The following is a 15,327-nucleotide window of genomic DNA, read 5'->3' on the forward strand; positions in this document are numbered from 1 at the left end:
GCCGACCGCAACCTGCAAACCCCACCTGCCATCACGACGGATCACCGCCGGCGCCTGACGAGGTTCGCGGAAAAGCGCCCAACAGGGGCCACATCGCCGCTTCAGGCCGCCAAAACCTCATCGCCGTGCATCAAGGCGGCTAGCAGGGCAGTGGCCCTCTTGCTCGACGCTTTGCAGTTTCGCTGCGTAGGGGCTCGCGAATCAACGTTTTTCGGCGCTTCGTTATTGTTAGCATTCGCATCAGGCAAAAACATTGAAATGAAGTAACCGCGAGCTCAAAATGAATGTTCTTACCAACAACTTACTCTCCGATGTCGAGCGTGACGTGGTGATCGAGATGCGTCACGCCATGCATCGCGAGCCGGAACTCTCGAACCGGGAGTGGAAGACGCAGAAGAGGATTATCGAAACGCTAACCAGCTTCGGCCTGGCTGAAGCAAAAACGTTCCACAAGACCGGCGTCTACATTGACATCCAGGGGCTTGCTGCCGGGCCAGATCGTTCGATCGCACTGCGCGGGGACATTGATGCCCTGCCGATCCAGGAAAGCCGCGATGATCTATTATACAGGTCGCAGGTGCCTGGTGTGATGCACGCTTGTGGTCATGACATGCACGGGTCGATCGCCTTGGGCACGGCTCTTGCCTTTCATCGCATGCGAGAGAACTTTTCCGGAAGAGTGCGTGTGTTTTTTCAACCTGCGGAAGAGGAGGAACCGGTCGGTGGTCGCACCGTTGTGCAAGAGAAGCTGCTCGACGGGTTTGATGCGGCAGTTGGATTTCACGTTAGTACGCATATTGCCGCAGGGGCCTACGGTGCTCGCCCGGGCGCTGTATTGAATTCGGCCGACAATTTTGAGGTCGAGTTTATTGGCACCATGGCACATGGTGCGATGCCTAATGCTGGGGTGGATGCGATCGCAATCGCTGGCGCCTTCTTAAATGAGGTCCAGAAGGTGGTGTCCCGGGAAATGCCGGTTGACGATCGCGCGATCGTAACGGTAGGCACTATCCGAGGGGGCGAGGCGAGGAACATCATCTGCCCGTCGGTCGTCATGACAGGAACGATCCGAACAGCCAGTCCTGAGCGGCGGCGGCTGTTGGTTCGTCGCGTCCGCGAAATAGCCGAGGGTGTCGCTGCGATGCATCGGGGCAAGGCGGATTTCACCTCCCAAGAGGGCGAGCCTCCCGTGGTCAACGATGCCCAAATGGTCGAACGCTTCCGCCAGCTTGTCGTTCAGTCCGTGGGCGACGAAAAGTATGTTGAAGCAGCGGCAAGCACTGGCAGCGATGACTTCGGCTTTTACTCCAGCTGCGTGCCTTCGATCTATTTCTTGTTTGGCAGTCGAGAGCCAGGCAACGAGTCCGGCATCCACACGCCCACTTTCGGGGCCTCTGACGAAGTTCTGGTGCCGACAACAGAGCTAGCTATCCGGTATTGTTGGGAACTCCTTCATTCCTAGAACCAGCTTTGCCTAACAAAGCTAGCAGGCTTCTCTGATTGCGGTTGGTGAGGTCAAGCTTCTCCTGCTTTTTCCGGACGGTGTGGCCCCCGCGAGTCGCTCGCTTCTCTTCGCGGTCGGCGCTGGGCCGCCGCACGATGGGTTCTTTGCGATCGCCTGCGGCTACGAGGATGCCAACGATCTCGATCGACTGCGCACCGACCCGGCTTTCAAGCTCGCCTGCGGACGGTTGCCCGCCAGCGGGCTCGACCTTTGCTCGCAGCCGACATGCTCGCGCCTGGAGAACCTGCCCGACCTCAAGACCGTGATCCGGCTCAGCGACGTGCTGCTCGACCTGTTGCTGTCGAGCTATGCGGCGCCGCCCGAGAGCGTGACGCTCGAGATCAACGATACGCACGATGTCGTTCATGGCCATCAGCAGCTGTCGCTCTTCAACGCCCACTACGACGAGCGCTGCTTCCTGCCGATCCATGTCTATGATGCCGCCACCGGCCGCCCGCTCGCCATGATCCTGCGTCCCGGCAAGACGCCGACGGGTAAGGAGATCCGCGGCCATCTGCGCCGTCTTGTGCAGCGCATCCGTGCCGCGAGCTGGTGCGGCATGGACATCTCCCCGAAAGCCCAATGCTGCGCTCGAATCTCGCATTCGCAATGGGGTACCCGAAGCGGGTGCTACATCCTGCAGCAGCATCGCCAAGGCGCGAAACGCAGCAATATCGACACGGAGCGGCGCCAACCTGCCAGGCGGCACTCTAGCCGCCCGACAAACATACAGGCTGGAATCTCCAGCCACCGATCTGATCCCGGAACAGAGATATGGGCAAAGGCTCCCGGCCCGGATGCCGCGGGTAAAAAAGCTCGTGCTCCGCGATCCCGTGCGCGTTCTGTCGTCGTGTTGTAACGAGCACCGGCCGCACACGAGCCTGCGCGGCCTTACCCCGAACGAGTTTGCAACACCCATTCCAGAACGGACCACAAGGAGAACAGAGCCAATTATGATCGAGGGGCAACATCACGTTCTACGTTAATCAGCGCCTTGGCACACGGCCGACCATTTACAAAGCTGCCCAGCAGGTGAGTATATTGAACGCGCGCTCGCTAAGCAGTTGTCGGCTTGCTTTTGTTGCACGATGCTGGCGTCCATCATCGTTGCACATAAGGAGGTTTTGATGACGTCGCGTCTCGAAGCGCTGAAAGGCAGATTTACCCAGATTAAGCAGCCCTCTCGGGACGCCATCTCAGACACAGCCCCCGTCGAGAATACCGTAAAGCAGATCATTGCGAACGTTCGCAAGCGTGGGGACGCTGCGGTTCGTGAATACTCGCTTGCCTTCGACAAGGCTGACGTGACCAACTTCGAAATCACGGAGGAGGAGAAGCAGAAAGCTATCGCCGATCTCGATCCGCAGACCCGGGAAGACACGGAATTTGCCATCGCTAACGTTCGTCGCTTCGCTGAGGCCCAGTTGAAGACCATTCTTCCCCTCGAAATCGAAAGCTTGCCGGGACTTCATCTTGGCCACCGCGTCATTCCTATTGAAATCGTTGGCTGCTATGTACCTGGCGGTCGCTATCCACTGCTGTCGGCTCCGGTGATGACCATCGTTCCGGCCAAGGTCGCTGGCTGCGACCAGGTAATCGCCTGCCTTCCACCGAACGCCCATCCGGCCATGATCGCAGGCTGCCACCTTGCCGGTGCAGATCGCATTTTTCGTGTTGGGGGAGCCCAGGCGATTGCGGCAATGGCATACGGCACCGAGACGATTCCGGCAGTCGACAAGATCGTTGGTCCGGGCAACGCCTTCGTAAACGAGGCAAAGCGCCAGGTTTTTGGTCAGGTCGGGATCGACCAGCTGGCTGGCCCGAGCGAGATCTTCATCGTCGCCGACGAAACCGGCAATGCAGCAACCATCGCATCCGATCTGTTGGCGCAGGCCGAGCATGACGTCCGCACCCGTGTTGGGCTCGTGACGACTGACCGCAAGCTTGCTGAAGACGTTCTCAAGGAAGTCGAAAGACAACTCGAAGGCCTGCCAACGGCTCCAGTAGCAGGCGCTGCATGGAAGGATTACGGCGAAATCACCACCGTGGAAGACGAAGACACGATGATTGCCTATTCGGACTACATCGCGACGGAGCATCTGCAGGTCCACACCCGCGATCCGCAAGCAACCGCCAAGAAGCTTCGAAACTACGGCTCGCTCTTCATCGGTGAACTCGCAAGCGTCGTCTATTCAGACAAATGCTGTGGTACGAACCACACCCTGCCGACGATGGCCGCATCTCGCTACACCGGTGGTCTTTGGGTCGGCTCCTACGTTAAGATCGCGACCCACCAGTGGCTGGACGAGCGTGGCGTCGCCGAGGTGGCTCCGGCTGCAGTGCGTCAGAGCGCGACCGAAAAGCTGGAAGGCCACCGCCGTGCTGCCGCGCTGCGACTGAGCCCAAAGCAACTGGGCTCAGTTAGGTGAGTCATTGCGGCATCCAATTGCTTCATCGAGGTCCGTACAGACGGCCCAGGCAAATCTGATTTGACCTAGACCGGGTCATAATCCCGGCCATTACGAGGTCCGCGCGGTGAATACGAACCGTTCCACCTGTAGCCCGGAATTAGGGGGACCCGCAGAGGCAGTGATCTTTCCTGCTTCGTCTCAAGAGGAGGCATGTCGTGAATAATGCACTCGACTTTTCAAAACAACCGTACCAGATGCCCCAACCGCCGGCCATCCGTCCCGACCTATTCTTGTCCGGAGCCCTTGATTTGGATACGGACCAAGATGCGTGGGTCCCCCAGGCTGACGGCGTCTGGTTCAAACCGCTTCTGCTTTCCGTTAGCGAGGGATACTACGTTAATCTACTCCGAGTCACCAAATCCGGAGTTCTTTCTCGGCATCGCCACAGTGGTCCGGTTCATGCGGTAACACTTCGAGGAACGTGGCATTATCTGGAACACGATTGGATCGCCAAGGCTGGCGACTACGCTTTCGAGCCGCCGGGCGAGACACATACGCTCGTAGTGCCTGACGATTGCAGCGAGATGATTACGCTATTCCATGTAAGTGGCGGCTACGTCTACGTTGATCCTCAGGGCGTGGCTTTGGGATACGAGGACGTTTTCACCAAAATCTCTGCCGCCTCGCTTCACTACAAAGCGCTCGGTCGAGGCGCTGGCTACATAGAGCAATTTCTTCGTTAGCAACTCGCATCCCCATCTGGCGAATAGGCGATCGCCAACACCATCCGTTTCAACTGGGAGCAATCAAAATGAGAATTATTCAATATGGCGTAGGAGCAATGGGTGGGTTGATGCTTCGCCTGCTCGCGAGACGCAGCGACGTAACCATAGTCGGCGCGATTGACAACGATCGAAACAAAATCGGCCGTGATCTAGGTGACCTGCTTCAGGAACCGGCTCTCAACGGTATCCAGGTGTCGCCTCCGGAGACGAAACACCAAATGAAGGCCGATGTTGCTCTGCACGCGACGACCGCTTTCGCAGCCGAGGCATATCCTGTTATCGAATCGTTGATCGCAAGAGGCATCAACGTTGTCACTATAACGCAAGAGCTGTTCTTCCCTCTTGGTTCCAATGTCGGCATAGCAGAGGAGCTTGATCGTCAGGCAAAGACGGCAGGTGCACGCGTTACCGCGGTAGGTATTAATCCCGGATTCATACTCGACCTTCTTCCAATCTCGGCGTCCTCGCCTTGCTGGGAGGTCAACCGAGTAGATGGACGGCGTATCGTAGACTTTTCTCCCTACGGGCCAGACGAGATGAAGCACATTGGTGCGGGACTGACTGAATCCGAGTTCGCTTTGGGAGCCAAAGATGGCACAATTGGCCATATCGGACTCTTGGAAACGGCTGGCATGGTCGCAGTTTCAATGGGCCTTGAAGTTGACGAGCTCCAGCAAACCAAGTCGGCGATCATTACTTTGCGCCACCGGCGTACATCATATATCGAAATCGAGCCGGGTCGGGTTTGCGGCTTCCGCCAATCGGTGGTTGGCCTTTCCAAGGGCGATGAAAGGCTCCGTTTTGAAATGGTCGGCATACTGGATCCCGACGATCGAGATGAACCCTTGGGAGATAGCGTCCGCATTAGCGGAAGCCCCTCGGTGGACTTGGTAGTCAAAGAGCAGATCTCTCAGCTTGGTGGACTTGGTACAGCTGCCGTTGCCGTAAACACGATACCGAGATTGCTCGATTCTGCGCCAGGGTTTTACACCTCGCAACAGTTGCGCACACCGTCGATCTGGCCGAAGTCGGAAAATCATGCAGCCAGCATTCAAACGAACACGATCGTGCTCAGCAGTACTGGCGAACCGGTTTATTGAACCACTGGGGAACGGCCTTGAGGAAACAAGACCGGGATCGCGTGATAACTGCGCTGCAGCCGCGATACCTTAGCAGCCAACAAATATCCATGCTTCGGGCCGACGATGAGGAGACTAACCTTGTTACCTGATAAAGTAGTGAGCGACATTTGCACGGCAGTCGATAGTGGCTTCGAAAGGCAAGTTCAATTTACACAAGCTTTGGTGGGCATACCCTCGCTGCGAGGGCAGGAAGCCACGGCTCAAGATCTGATGGCTGACGCGATGCGAGGGCGGGGACTCGATGTTGATAAATGGAAGCTAGATATCAATGAACTAAAGGATGTCCCGGGGTTTAGTCCGGTCGCCACCTCCTATGATCAGGCGTTCAACGTGGTCGGCACATATCGCCCGACGAAAGAACAAGGGCGCTCGCTCATTTTTAACGGCCACGTTGACGTGGTCCCTACAGGTTCCGCTGATAGATGGCGTTTTGGTCCATTCCAGCCCAAGATCGACGGAAAATGGTTGTATGGTCGCGGATCGGGGGACATGAAATCGGGGCTGGCGGCAACCCTTTTTGCCTTCGACGCCGTCAGGAAAAGTGGATACTCGCCGCAAGGTCGAATTCACTTTCAGTCGGTCGTTGAAGAAGAAAGCACAGGGAACGGCACACTCGCCTGCCTCCAACGGGGGTATCGCGCCGATGCAGCATTTATACCGGAGCCAAGTGGAGAATTGTTCACCCGCGGCGAGGTCGGGCTGATATGGGCGCGCATCTTCGTTAAAGGGGATCCAGAGCACGCTTCCGGGTTTATTGGAGTAGGGACAAACGCCATTGAGAAGGCAATGGCCCTGTGGCCGCATGTCAAAGCACTCGAGGCCAAGTGGAACGACCGGAAGAGCGAAGTTCCCCTGTACTGTGACCACCCTTTCCCGGTTCGCGTGAATATCGGAGAGATCCACGGTGGGGAGTGGACATCTAGCGTACCCGCGAGTGCAGCGTTGAATGTGCGGGTTGGGCTGATGCCCGGCTTCACTCAGGAGGAGGCCCGCCGCGAAATAGAGGACGCTGTTAGAAACGCGAGCCGGGATGATCCATACCTTTCGAACAACCCGCCTGTGATCGAATACTTTGGACACATGTCGGCTGGCTATTTCGTAAAACATGCTGAAGTCCCGGAAGACATCCTCCGACGAGCCCACGCGAAAATTACCGGCACGACGATGCGTGAGGTGGTGACATCTGCATCGTCAGATACTCGGTACTTCAACCTCTACCAAGATACGTGGGGCGTAAATTACGGGCCGACGGTGGAAAAGGCACATGGTTTTGATGAGCGCGTCGACTTAGAGTCGGTCAAGCGTGTGACAAAAACCATGGCCTTGTTCTTGGCTGAATGGTGCGGCCTGTCGAACGACCGAGCTTAAGCGTCAGTAGAAGATGAGGACTTGGCAGGCGTGGTCTCAGGGGCCGCCAGAATCACGTGCAACCCACTTCCTTCCCGGATGTAGACGCCCCCGGTTCGCAATGGCTTTTGGTCATCGCCTGCTCCCCCGGTCTTTGGATCGCGCCGGGGGATCGCCCCGGACCGGAACTTCCGGGGATCAGGGATCTTGTTCGCGGATTTCCATCAGGGCCAGCGGAACGACCGCTCCGCACAAAACAGGCGAACGTATGAAGTGATCAGTACTCGAGCGGTGAAAGGCAACGTCTCGGCGCGCTTGTGGCGGCACGCCCCGGGTGTCAGGATCACGACCGAACTCTCAAACCAGATCCGCGGCCACGACCCGGCACTACCAATCGGGAGAAGTCGACAATGATGGCCACATATCTCGCCGCGGCGACCGGTACTTGCGAGCGCTGCTCTGCGAAGCGGCGACAGTCATCCCGACCCGAAACTCGGCCGACAGGACTGCGGACTGCGGGCATGGGGTCTCGAACTCAGGAGGGAGAGGTAGGAAAGCTGGCGGTGACGATACACGCGATGCTTAGAACCGGCGAGTTCTTCGATCGGACCGCCGTAGCCACAGCGTGACAGCTTGCGGATAGCGTTCAGCCTCTGAGCGCGCGCTGAGACGTCCTGCCGAGACGCGGGCATTCCGTTTGGGTGCACTGCTGGCTCCAGCAGACTGCGGCATCAACATGTGAAGGCGTCTTCACCCGATAGCGGGGTGGGTAAAGGCCGATGTTTACTCGGCTTTTCGACACCTGCTTGGACGAGCCGTCGACTAGATAGTCCAGTTTCTGTGCGCCATGCGGTGAGCGCTGCCGGGCGGGCGGGTCGCACGGCCATTGACAACCAATTTTCATCGAGCACTGCGGCTAACGGGCATGACGGCGCCGTTGGTCTACGACGGCGTCATAACGGCAACGTTCCTGGCCTATATTGAGCAGATGCTGGTCCCGAGCCTGTCGGAGGGCGACATCGTCGTGGTGGACAACCTGCCCGCCCACAAGGCGGAAGGCGTTCAGGGGCTCAGGTCATCTGCTTTATCGAACGCGAGTGAGTATTCTCAAACCGCTGCATGTCCACGCTCGTGGACGGTGATGACACATCTTTCTGGTCTTTTTCGATTGCTGCAGGGCCGGTCCCCGCATCTCGCTTTGAGGTTTTAATCTGGACAAATTTGCCTTTGAGGCTTTGAGAAGCGACGTCATAGAGGTACCTTCGTGCATTGATCCAAAGAGCATCATGCAAAGTAATCATTTCGCACATTGCGCAGGGAACTCCTGTCCAGTATTTTCACCGCTCACCGGCTGAGCGTCTGTGTTGGTTCGCAGTGCTCGCGCCGGGTGCCCTGCTGGCAGATATGACGACAAGAGGTCCTAATGCCTAAGATCGGAAGCAAGCTCCGGGAGCTGAGGCGCAGGCGCGATCTGGGCCTTCGAGAACTCGCCATTCGATCCGGAATATCCCATTCTACGATTTCCTTGCTGGAACGGGATAAAATGAGCCCCTCGATTGACACCCTTGGGGCCGTGCTGGATGCCCTTGGAACGACGCTTACCGGTTTTTTTTCTGACCTCCAGTCGAGTCTACCCTACACGCCTTTTTATTCGGCCGCCGATCTTGTGGAGATAGGAAAGGTTGAGACGATCTCTTACCGGGTGATCGGGCTGAATCACCCGAACCGGCAACTGCTCATGCTTCGGGAGAGATATGCCGTAGGAGCAGACTCTGGCAGAGAGTTCGCCCATGCAGCGCAGGAGGCCGGAATGGTTATCTCCGGCGCAGTTGAGGTCTCCGTAGGAGATCAAAAAAAGGTTTTGCGGCCAGGCGACGGCTATTATTTTGACAGTCGTTTGCCGCACAGGTTCCGCAACGTGCATGACCGCGAAAGCGAGATACTGAGCGCGATCTCGCCGCCCACATACTGAGAGGCCGGATCCATGGCGCTTGCAACTATGATGAACTTTGAAAGGCGGAAGTCTTAGAGACCGTGTTGAAAATCGGCTTGCTATGGGTTCCGTCTGAGGCTTGTGCGGCGCGACAATGAAGCTGCGAGCGCGTACTGCCTCCCCGTGGAATGCTCCCGACCGACATTGTCCGTTACCTCATCATAATGTTCCCCCACTCCTGGGATCCGGATCAATTCGCCATCGGCTCGATTGGCGGGCGAACTGCATCGCGCCGAATACCATCCCGTGCGCCTTTCCCTTTCGCCAAATCTTCAAGCGGCGCTGCAGCTGATCGGGATATTGCCCCGGACGCTCGCGTGCAGACGCTCCACGCGAGCGAGCCGGGCGCGAGGGCAGTCCCAGGGCTGGCGTGATCGACTGCCAATCGGTCAAAGCTCCGCATGCTAAAACAAGGGGTTACGACGCCGGCAAGAAGAATGTCGGCCGCAAGCTGCGACACATGGCCGTCGATGCGGAACGGATGGGCGGCTGTTGATGGTCAAGCTCACCACCGCCGATATCTCCGACAGTACCGGCGCTCAGGCGTCCTGAATGGTATCCGCAGCGATGGCCATTGGTCAAGCATCTGTTCGCCGATGGCGCCTATGACCGGCAGAAGCTCATGAACAAAGCCCCCCATCTCGACTTCGTGGTCGAGATCATCGGTGGGTCCGACGACAAGAAGGGCTTCCAGATGCTGCCCCGCCGCTGGGTCGTCGAGCGGACCTTCGGCTGGATGACCCGATGGCGCCGCCTCGTGCGCGACTACGAGCAGCGCTTCGACGTCTCTCGCAATGAATTCTTGTCGCAATGGGCGGCAATCTCATCCGCCGAAACGCTCATCCGTGAATTTCAAAACAGACTCTTACAGGCCAGCCAAAAGTAAAGCATGCTCAGCGTCCTGTTTTGGTTTTCTTGCCGGAGCGTGCCGCCGGTTGTTTGGCAAATCACGACAATACCCAATGTCTGGGCGATAGCTGAGCCAAAAGCCGGTAAGTCGAGGACGAGATTTCGGTGAGTTTATTAACCGAGCAGGGCGAGGTACTTGCTCGGGCAGCCTCCGGTGTTACCCTCCGGAAAACAATAAATAAACGAGGTGGTGCCATGGCTAGGAGACGAGTTCTAACCGGGGGTATTGCCCAAGAGTCCCACAGTTTCAACCCTATCATCACTCGTCGCGAGCGCTTCACGATTATTGAAGGCCAGGGTGCCGTCGAGCTCAACCGCGGAGCAAATTCCACGTTCGGCGGGGTTGTTGACTCCGCTCATGAAGCGGGCGTTGATTTGATTGTCCCCACCCTTTTTCGGGCCCAATCTGGTGGACCCGTGGACGACGTAGTCTTCGCCGAGGTGAGTGAAATCATGGTTGAAGCGGCAAAGCGGGGCGACTTCGACGCTATCGTAGTTCCTCTGCATGGCGGTATGCTTACCGAGACCCTTTCGGACCCAGAGGGTCTGTTGGTTGAGCGACTCCGTGCCATCGTTGACAATGAGGTGCCGATTACGGCGGCATTTGACCTCCATGCTTACGTGAAAGAAAGCACGCTGGCGCCCCTCGATTTCGTTTCGGGTTATTTAACAAACCCGCACGAGGACCAGTCCGCCACAGCAAAGCGGGCTTTCCGAGCAGCGATGGGAATTCTTGACGGCACGTTCGATCCGGTTCTGGCCGCCACCTTCCTACCGATGCTGACGTTGGGCAATGACACTACGCTCTCCGGCCCGCTCGTCGAGATACACGCCTATGCCCACAATGCAGTGGAGCAGGGCCGGGCATGGGATGTATCCATTTTTAACTCTCAGCAATTTTTGGACGTCCCCTCGATAGGGCAGACCGTATTGGCCTATGGAAACGGCGAAGTTGATGAGGCACGAAAGGTTGCGAATGAGATCATGAAAATGATCTGGGACTACCGGGACGATCTGATCACAAAGTACCCAACCCTTGAGGAGCAGCTGAAGGACATCGAACAATCGGCTCGTCCGATTATTGTTGGTGATCAGGGAGACCGGGTGATTGCAGGCAGCCCAGGAGACAGCACTTTCATCCTAAACTACCTTTTGGAAAACAAGATCAACGTCGAAACTTACTTTCCGATCTATGATGCCGACGCCGTGGCAACATGTGATCGTGCGGGTATCGGAGGCGAGATCTGCCTAAATTTTGGGGGAAAATACTCCAGCGCAAGCCCGAGCGTGACCGCCAAGGGCAAGGTTGTAAGTCTGGGTGCGAATGTGCCGGTCGTGTACGACGGTCCGTCGGACCGCGGCACAAAAACGTACATTGAAAAATATGCGGTCTTTAGGATCGGGAACATCAGCGTATTACTCACAAACCAGCCGTACTCCTATGTGGACCCCGCCTATTTCAGAGCCATGGGTCTCGATCCTGAAAAGGCCAAAATCATTGTCACTCGCTCTGGCTATCACTTTCAGCTGAATTTCGCCAAGATTGGCCACGTGGTTACGGTAGATACGCCAGGCATGAGCTCGTACTACGTTCATCAGTTGCCTTGGCAACACGCGCGGCCGTTCCATCCTGTCGACAAGATCGAGTATGAGCCTCGCCAATATACTCGCCGTCGAGTTTGACGCCTTCTGCGGCATTCTAATGGTCTTACCAGATCGAAGGTTATGTTCCATTTGTTCCGTAAGACCGTATGTCGGTCTTTGCTGCTGATGAGGTTGACTAGCCCTACACTGCGTGTCCGAGGGTGCTCGGGCGGTCCGAGCAGATCCACAGGAGGACGAACAGTGGCAGACTTAGAGGGCAGCATTTGTCGGAATCGATGTCGCGAAGCTCAAGGCTGTCGTGCGATAGCTGAAGCGCGGATCAAGCACCGGGACGTAGCGTGAGAACGTGTCGACGACCGTCAGGACACGGATCTTGCCGGTGGCGAGCTGATCGTGAACGAAATCCATCGCCCATACGTCGTTCGGACGGGGACGTGCGGATCCCATCATGGCCAGGAGCGACAGAGGCTCGTTTGTTCGGTTGTCAGGTTTCGTTAAGCTTGGGCGCATCCGGGCCACGGGGCACCGGGAAGCACGCAAGTGCGGGCAGGCCGTCGTATGCAGATGAACTGCGAGTTCTAGTCTAGCACATTATCTGGCCGCCCCTACGACTCGCCCGGATGCGCTACGAGCGCGGATTCGTATTTGTCGTTTTGCCCTCTGGCGGCCGCGCTCGGTGATCAGCCGATCCAGTTCGCGGGCGACCCCCATGCCCGAGAGCGACGTGTCGGCCACGAGCGCCAGGCACTCGCGCGTGCAATCGTCGACGACGGCGAGGATGCGGAAGGGACGCCCGTCGGTGAGCTGGTCCCATACGAAGTCGAGCGACCAGCGTTCGTCGGGACGCAGCGGCACCAGCATCGGCGCCCTGGTCCCGATCGCCCGCTCCCGCAAACAACTGCTTAAGGAAATGTGCGCCGATGCAGGAAAGGCACAATCCGACAACCCAGGCTCCTATAGCGCCGGCCGCGGCCGCCACCTCGGCGAATGGTGAGCTTTTCCTCGCGATAGAGTCGGAACAGCTTCTTGTGGTTCACGACGAGGCCTTCACGCCTCAGCATCACGAGAAGACGCCGATAGCCAAAGCGACAACGCTCCTGTGCGATCGCTTTAATCCGCTCGCGAACCTCGCGGTCGTCCGCCCCGCTGATCTCGTAGCGAACCGTCATGCGGCAACAGCCGACGGCTTTACACGCCCGCCGTTCGCTCATCCCGAAGGCATCCTTCAGGCGAGCGACAGCTTTCCGCTTGGCCGCGGGCGTCACCATTAATGGGATGGTCCGCCCCGTCCTCCTCGCTCATCATGCGGAGGTCAGATCAATGGAGGAAAGTAGCATGGCGCATCGTAATTTGCCGCGACCCGCGGCTGTCTATGGAATCGATATTGGCAAGAACATTTTGCACGTCGTTGGCCTGAGCTGCGACGGCATGCCTGTTCAGAAAGCCCGCTTTCGGCGAGAGACCCTTCTGCAGTTCTTTACACGCGCAGATCCGAGCATAGTCGGCATGGAATCCTGCGCAGGTTCACAGTGGCTCGCCCGGAAATACAGGCACTTGGTCACACAGTGCGCTTGATCCCCGCGCAATTCGTGAAGCCGTACGTGAAGTCGAACAAGAACGATATCATCGACGCTGAGGCGATCGCGGAAGCTATGACACGGCCGACAATGCGCTTCGTCACCGTGAAGGAAACTGATCAGGTCGATCTTCAAGCGCTGCACAGGATTCGTGACCAGATGATCGGCTCGAGGGCGCCTGATCAACCAGATGCGGGCTTTCTGCCTGGAATACGGCGTCCCTTTGCGTCAAGGCGCGGGATTGTTCAAACTTGATCTGCCGCACGCCTTGAATGACGAGGAGAACGATTTGCGCCGGCTGCTGGGCGATTTAAACGCCGATCTCTCTCGCCTTGAAGAGCGTATCCGCCAGGTGACGAAGGAGATCGAAGCGATAGCCGTTCGAGAGGACGTCGCACGCCGACTGATGACAATCCGTGGTATCGGCGCATTAGGTGCGACTGCATTGCTCGCCGCTATCGGCAACGGGCAGCAGTTCCGCACAGCCCGCGCTCTAGCGGCATGGCTGGGCTTGGTGCCCAGACAAAACTCGACTGGAGGAAAACAGACGTTGCTGGCCATCAGCAAACGCGGCAACCGCTATGTGAGAAAGCTCCTGGTGCACGGAGCGCGATCCTGCTTTCGGCATCTGGACCGAACGCGCGATCGCTTGGGAAGCTGGCTCAACGGTCTTCAGTCTAGCATGCATCCGAACAAAGCCATCGTCGCACTTGCCGCCAAGATGGCACGCATTGTCTGGGTGGTTTTAAACAAGCCGGGTGCACTCTACGAACGCGGAGATCCTGCGTTCGCCTGACGCTTGCGGCTCGATTGCAAGGCTCGGGAATCGTGATGACGAAACAGTGGATCAGCATGCCATAAGCCCTGTGCAAAAAAGCGGGCTTCGTGCCCGAACCATCTATTGGGAACGGCATGTGCGGATCTCATGATGGCTTGGCTGCAACAGCAGTCCACGCGCGAGAGGCCGGATACATTTATGCAACTGAAATCGTCATCGTGATGTCGCGACACCTTGCACGGACGAGGCGGACCATACATTCTTTCCCACGAGATCCTTCAGCGCCGCATTGTCGAGCATGGCGTCCGCCAGGAGCCGCTTCAGCCGTGCGCTCTGGTCCTCCAGGCTCTTCAGACGCTTTGCCTCAGAGACATCCATGCCGCCGAGCGGGCCTTCCAATTGTCGATCGAGGCGTCGCTGACCCCGTGCTTGCGGCACAGATCCGCGACCGAGACCCCGGCCTCGCCATCAATGGCGTGGTGCCCGAGGGAGCAATTATGAAGGCCGCCATATAGAAAAGTCACAATTATCGAGATCGGGCAGCACTGCGACGCGCTTTGCCTGGTGACCGAGGGAACGTCGCCGTTGTTCGGCGTGGCGCTCCGGCGCCGTCTTCACAGAGTGGTGCCGTTCCTTTGGAGCTCTCCCGTTTCGTATGCGGGACAGTGGTCGCGATCATAACCCGCCAGAGGTTAGCAGGCAGGTACTTCAGCGAAGAGAGCTCACCTCGGATCATACACGAGATAATAGTTGACCGGAGAATCATCATGTGAGGCGGGATAGATGGATGCAGACCACGCGGTTCACCTCAAATGCACTGCAGATCGGGGGCGGACCATAGATCTTTGTCCAGTTGAAGTACGTCGCCTGGCTGACCCCCGCCATGCGAGAGATCTCCGCGACCGGGACTCCGTCCGATCCCTGCTCCAAATTGAACGCGTTCTGCACGTCCGAAAACTTCGATACCTTCATCGTCTTCCGCTCCTCCCAGCCAAGGGACGTTACTGCGGAAACTCCAGTTTCGAACGATCCAGTTTTTAAGGATCAGAGCCCAGCTAATCATCTCGCGCAGCCATCCGACTCCGAAGCGGCTGTCTTTGACGGCGCCATTAGGTGACGTTCAGCATCACAGTCTGCCATGATGAAGTCCTGCCGTTCGTCACCTTCTTCCCTGGCGCACTTCACGCGAAATGGATCTCACGCGCCGTCTTGCTGAGGATTTCCGTGCCGGTTTCGGTCACGATGACATGCTCACTGCATCCTATAATGAAATCGG

8 protein-coding genes and 9 pseudogenes are annotated in these 15,327 nt (G+C 57.6%); 13 read left to right on the forward strand and 4 right to left on the reverse strand.

The genetic code is table 11. The features are described 5' to 3' along the window. From NKI95_RS32805 to NKI95_RS32860, 12 genes and pseudogenes are all read left to right on the forward strand, one after another. On the forward strand, positions 1 to 267 hold a 267-nt coding region (locus tag NKI95_RS32805; protein WP_352721993.1), incomplete at its 5' end, for a hypothetical protein. 13 nt (positions 268 to 280) lie between these two features. Next, positions 281 to 1,462 carry a M20 family metallopeptidase gene (locus tag NKI95_RS32810; protein WP_352721995.1) on the forward strand — a complete coding sequence of 394 codons (1,182 nt, stop codon included), beginning with the start codon at positions 281 to 283 and terminating at the stop codon, positions 1,460 to 1,462. Between the two features lie 145 nt (positions 1,463 to 1,607). Beyond that, positions 1,608 to 2,045: pseudogene (locus tag NKI95_RS32815) on the forward strand (transposase); the annotation flags it as partial. A gap of 586 nt (positions 2,046 to 2,631) precedes the next feature. Continuing rightward, on the forward strand, positions 2,632 to 3,933 hold the full coding sequence (gene hisD, locus NKI95_RS32820) for a histidinol dehydrogenase (RefSeq protein ID WP_352721997.1): 1,302 nt from the start codon (positions 2,632 to 2,634) through the stop codon (positions 3,931 to 3,933). A gap of 236 nt (positions 3,934 to 4,169) precedes the next feature. Further along, a complete protein-coding gene (locus NKI95_RS32825; RefSeq protein WP_352722005.1) occupies positions 4,170 to 4,658 on the forward strand; it encodes a 2,4'-dihydroxyacetophenone dioxygenase family protein in 489 nt (162 codons plus the stop codon). 68 nt (positions 4,659 to 4,726) lie between these two features. Next, the gene (locus NKI95_RS32830; RefSeq protein WP_352721999.1) at positions 4,727 to 5,800 is read left to right on the forward strand and encodes an NAD(P)H-dependent amine dehydrogenase family protein; all 1,074 of its coding nucleotides are present in this window, start codon (positions 4,727 to 4,729) and stop codon (positions 5,798 to 5,800) included. Between the two features lie 120 nt (positions 5,801 to 5,920). Then, complete coding sequence (locus tag NKI95_RS32835; protein WP_352722001.1) at positions 5,921 to 7,210, forward strand: ArgE/DapE family deacylase; 1,290 nt, start codon at positions 5,921 to 5,923, stop codon at positions 7,208 to 7,210. Between the two features lie 355 nt (positions 7,211 to 7,565). Continuing rightward, positions 7,566 to 7,818, forward strand: a pseudogene (locus NKI95_RS32840) (transposase); the annotation flags it as partial. A gap of 222 nt (positions 7,819 to 8,040) precedes the next feature. Further along, positions 8,041 to 8,255, forward strand: a pseudogene (locus NKI95_RS32845) (transposase); the annotation flags it as partial. A gap of 357 nt (positions 8,256 to 8,612) precedes the next feature. Beyond that, on the forward strand, positions 8,613 to 9,161 hold the full coding sequence (locus NKI95_RS32850) for a cupin domain-containing protein (RefSeq protein ID WP_352722002.1): 549 nt from the start codon (positions 8,613 to 8,615) through the stop codon (positions 9,159 to 9,161). A 352-nt stretch (positions 9,162 to 9,513) separates the two neighbouring features. Further along, positions 9,514 to 10,031, forward strand: a pseudogene (locus tag NKI95_RS32855) (transposase); the annotation flags it as partial. A 165-nt stretch (positions 10,032 to 10,196) separates the two neighbouring features. After that, positions 10,197 to 11,774, forward strand: coding sequence for a M81 family metallopeptidase (locus tag NKI95_RS32860; protein WP_352722003.1), 1,578 nt, complete (start codon positions 10,197 to 10,199; stop codon positions 11,772 to 11,774). 222 nt (positions 11,775 to 11,996) lie between these two features. Here the strand turns inward: NKI95_RS32860 and NKI95_RS32865 are convergent. Both NKI95_RS32865 and NKI95_RS32870 read right to left on the reverse strand, forming a co-directional pair. Then, positions 11,997 to 12,122, reverse strand: a pseudogene (locus tag NKI95_RS32865) (DDE-type integrase/transposase/recombinase); the annotation flags it as partial. 231 nt (positions 12,123 to 12,353) lie between these two features. Then, positions 12,354 to 12,964: pseudogene (locus NKI95_RS32870) on the reverse strand (IS3 family transposase); the annotation flags it as partial. Between the two features lie 67 nt (positions 12,965 to 13,031). On the opposite strand from NKI95_RS32870, the pseudogene NKI95_RS32875 reads away from it, so the two are divergent. After that, positions 13,032 to 14,069: pseudogene (locus NKI95_RS32875) on the forward strand (IS110 family RNA-guided transposase). 237 nt (positions 14,070 to 14,306) lie between these two features. Here NKI95_RS32875 and NKI95_RS32880 read toward each other — a convergent pair. After that, positions 14,307 to 14,524 (reverse strand): annotated as a pseudogene (locus NKI95_RS32880) (transposase); the annotation flags it as partial. Between the two features lie 364 nt (positions 14,525 to 14,888). Continuing rightward, a pseudogene (locus tag NKI95_RS32885) lies at positions 14,889 to 15,023 on the reverse strand (transposase); the annotation flags it as partial. Between the last annotated feature and the right edge of the window lie 304 nt (positions 15,024 to 15,327).

Source organism: Mesorhizobium sp. M0306, from assembly GCF_040321655.1.
Classification (GTDB): domain Bacteria; phylum Pseudomonadota; class Alphaproteobacteria; order Rhizobiales; family Rhizobiaceae; genus Mesorhizobium.

What these genes read in the sequence shown, in the direction of transcription:
- NKI95_RS32810 (WP_352721995.1), top strand. Translation starts at nt 281, where the DNA reads ATGAATGTTCTTACCAACAACTTACTCTCCGATGTCGAGCGTGACGTG.
- hisD (WP_352721997.1), top strand. Translation starts at nt 2,632, where the DNA reads ATGACGTCGCGTCTCGAAGCGCTGAAAGGCAGATTTACCCAGATTAAG.
- NKI95_RS32825 (WP_352722005.1), top strand. Translation starts at nt 4,170, where the DNA reads ATGCCCCAACCGCCGGCCATCCGTCCCGACCTATTCTTGTCCGGAGCC.
- NKI95_RS32830 (WP_352721999.1), top strand. Translation starts at nt 4,727, where the DNA reads ATGAGAATTATTCAATATGGCGTAGGAGCAATGGGTGGGTTGATGCTT.
- NKI95_RS32850 (WP_352722002.1), top strand. Translation starts at nt 8,613, where the DNA reads ATGCCTAAGATCGGAAGCAAGCTCCGGGAGCTGAGGCGCAGGCGCGAT.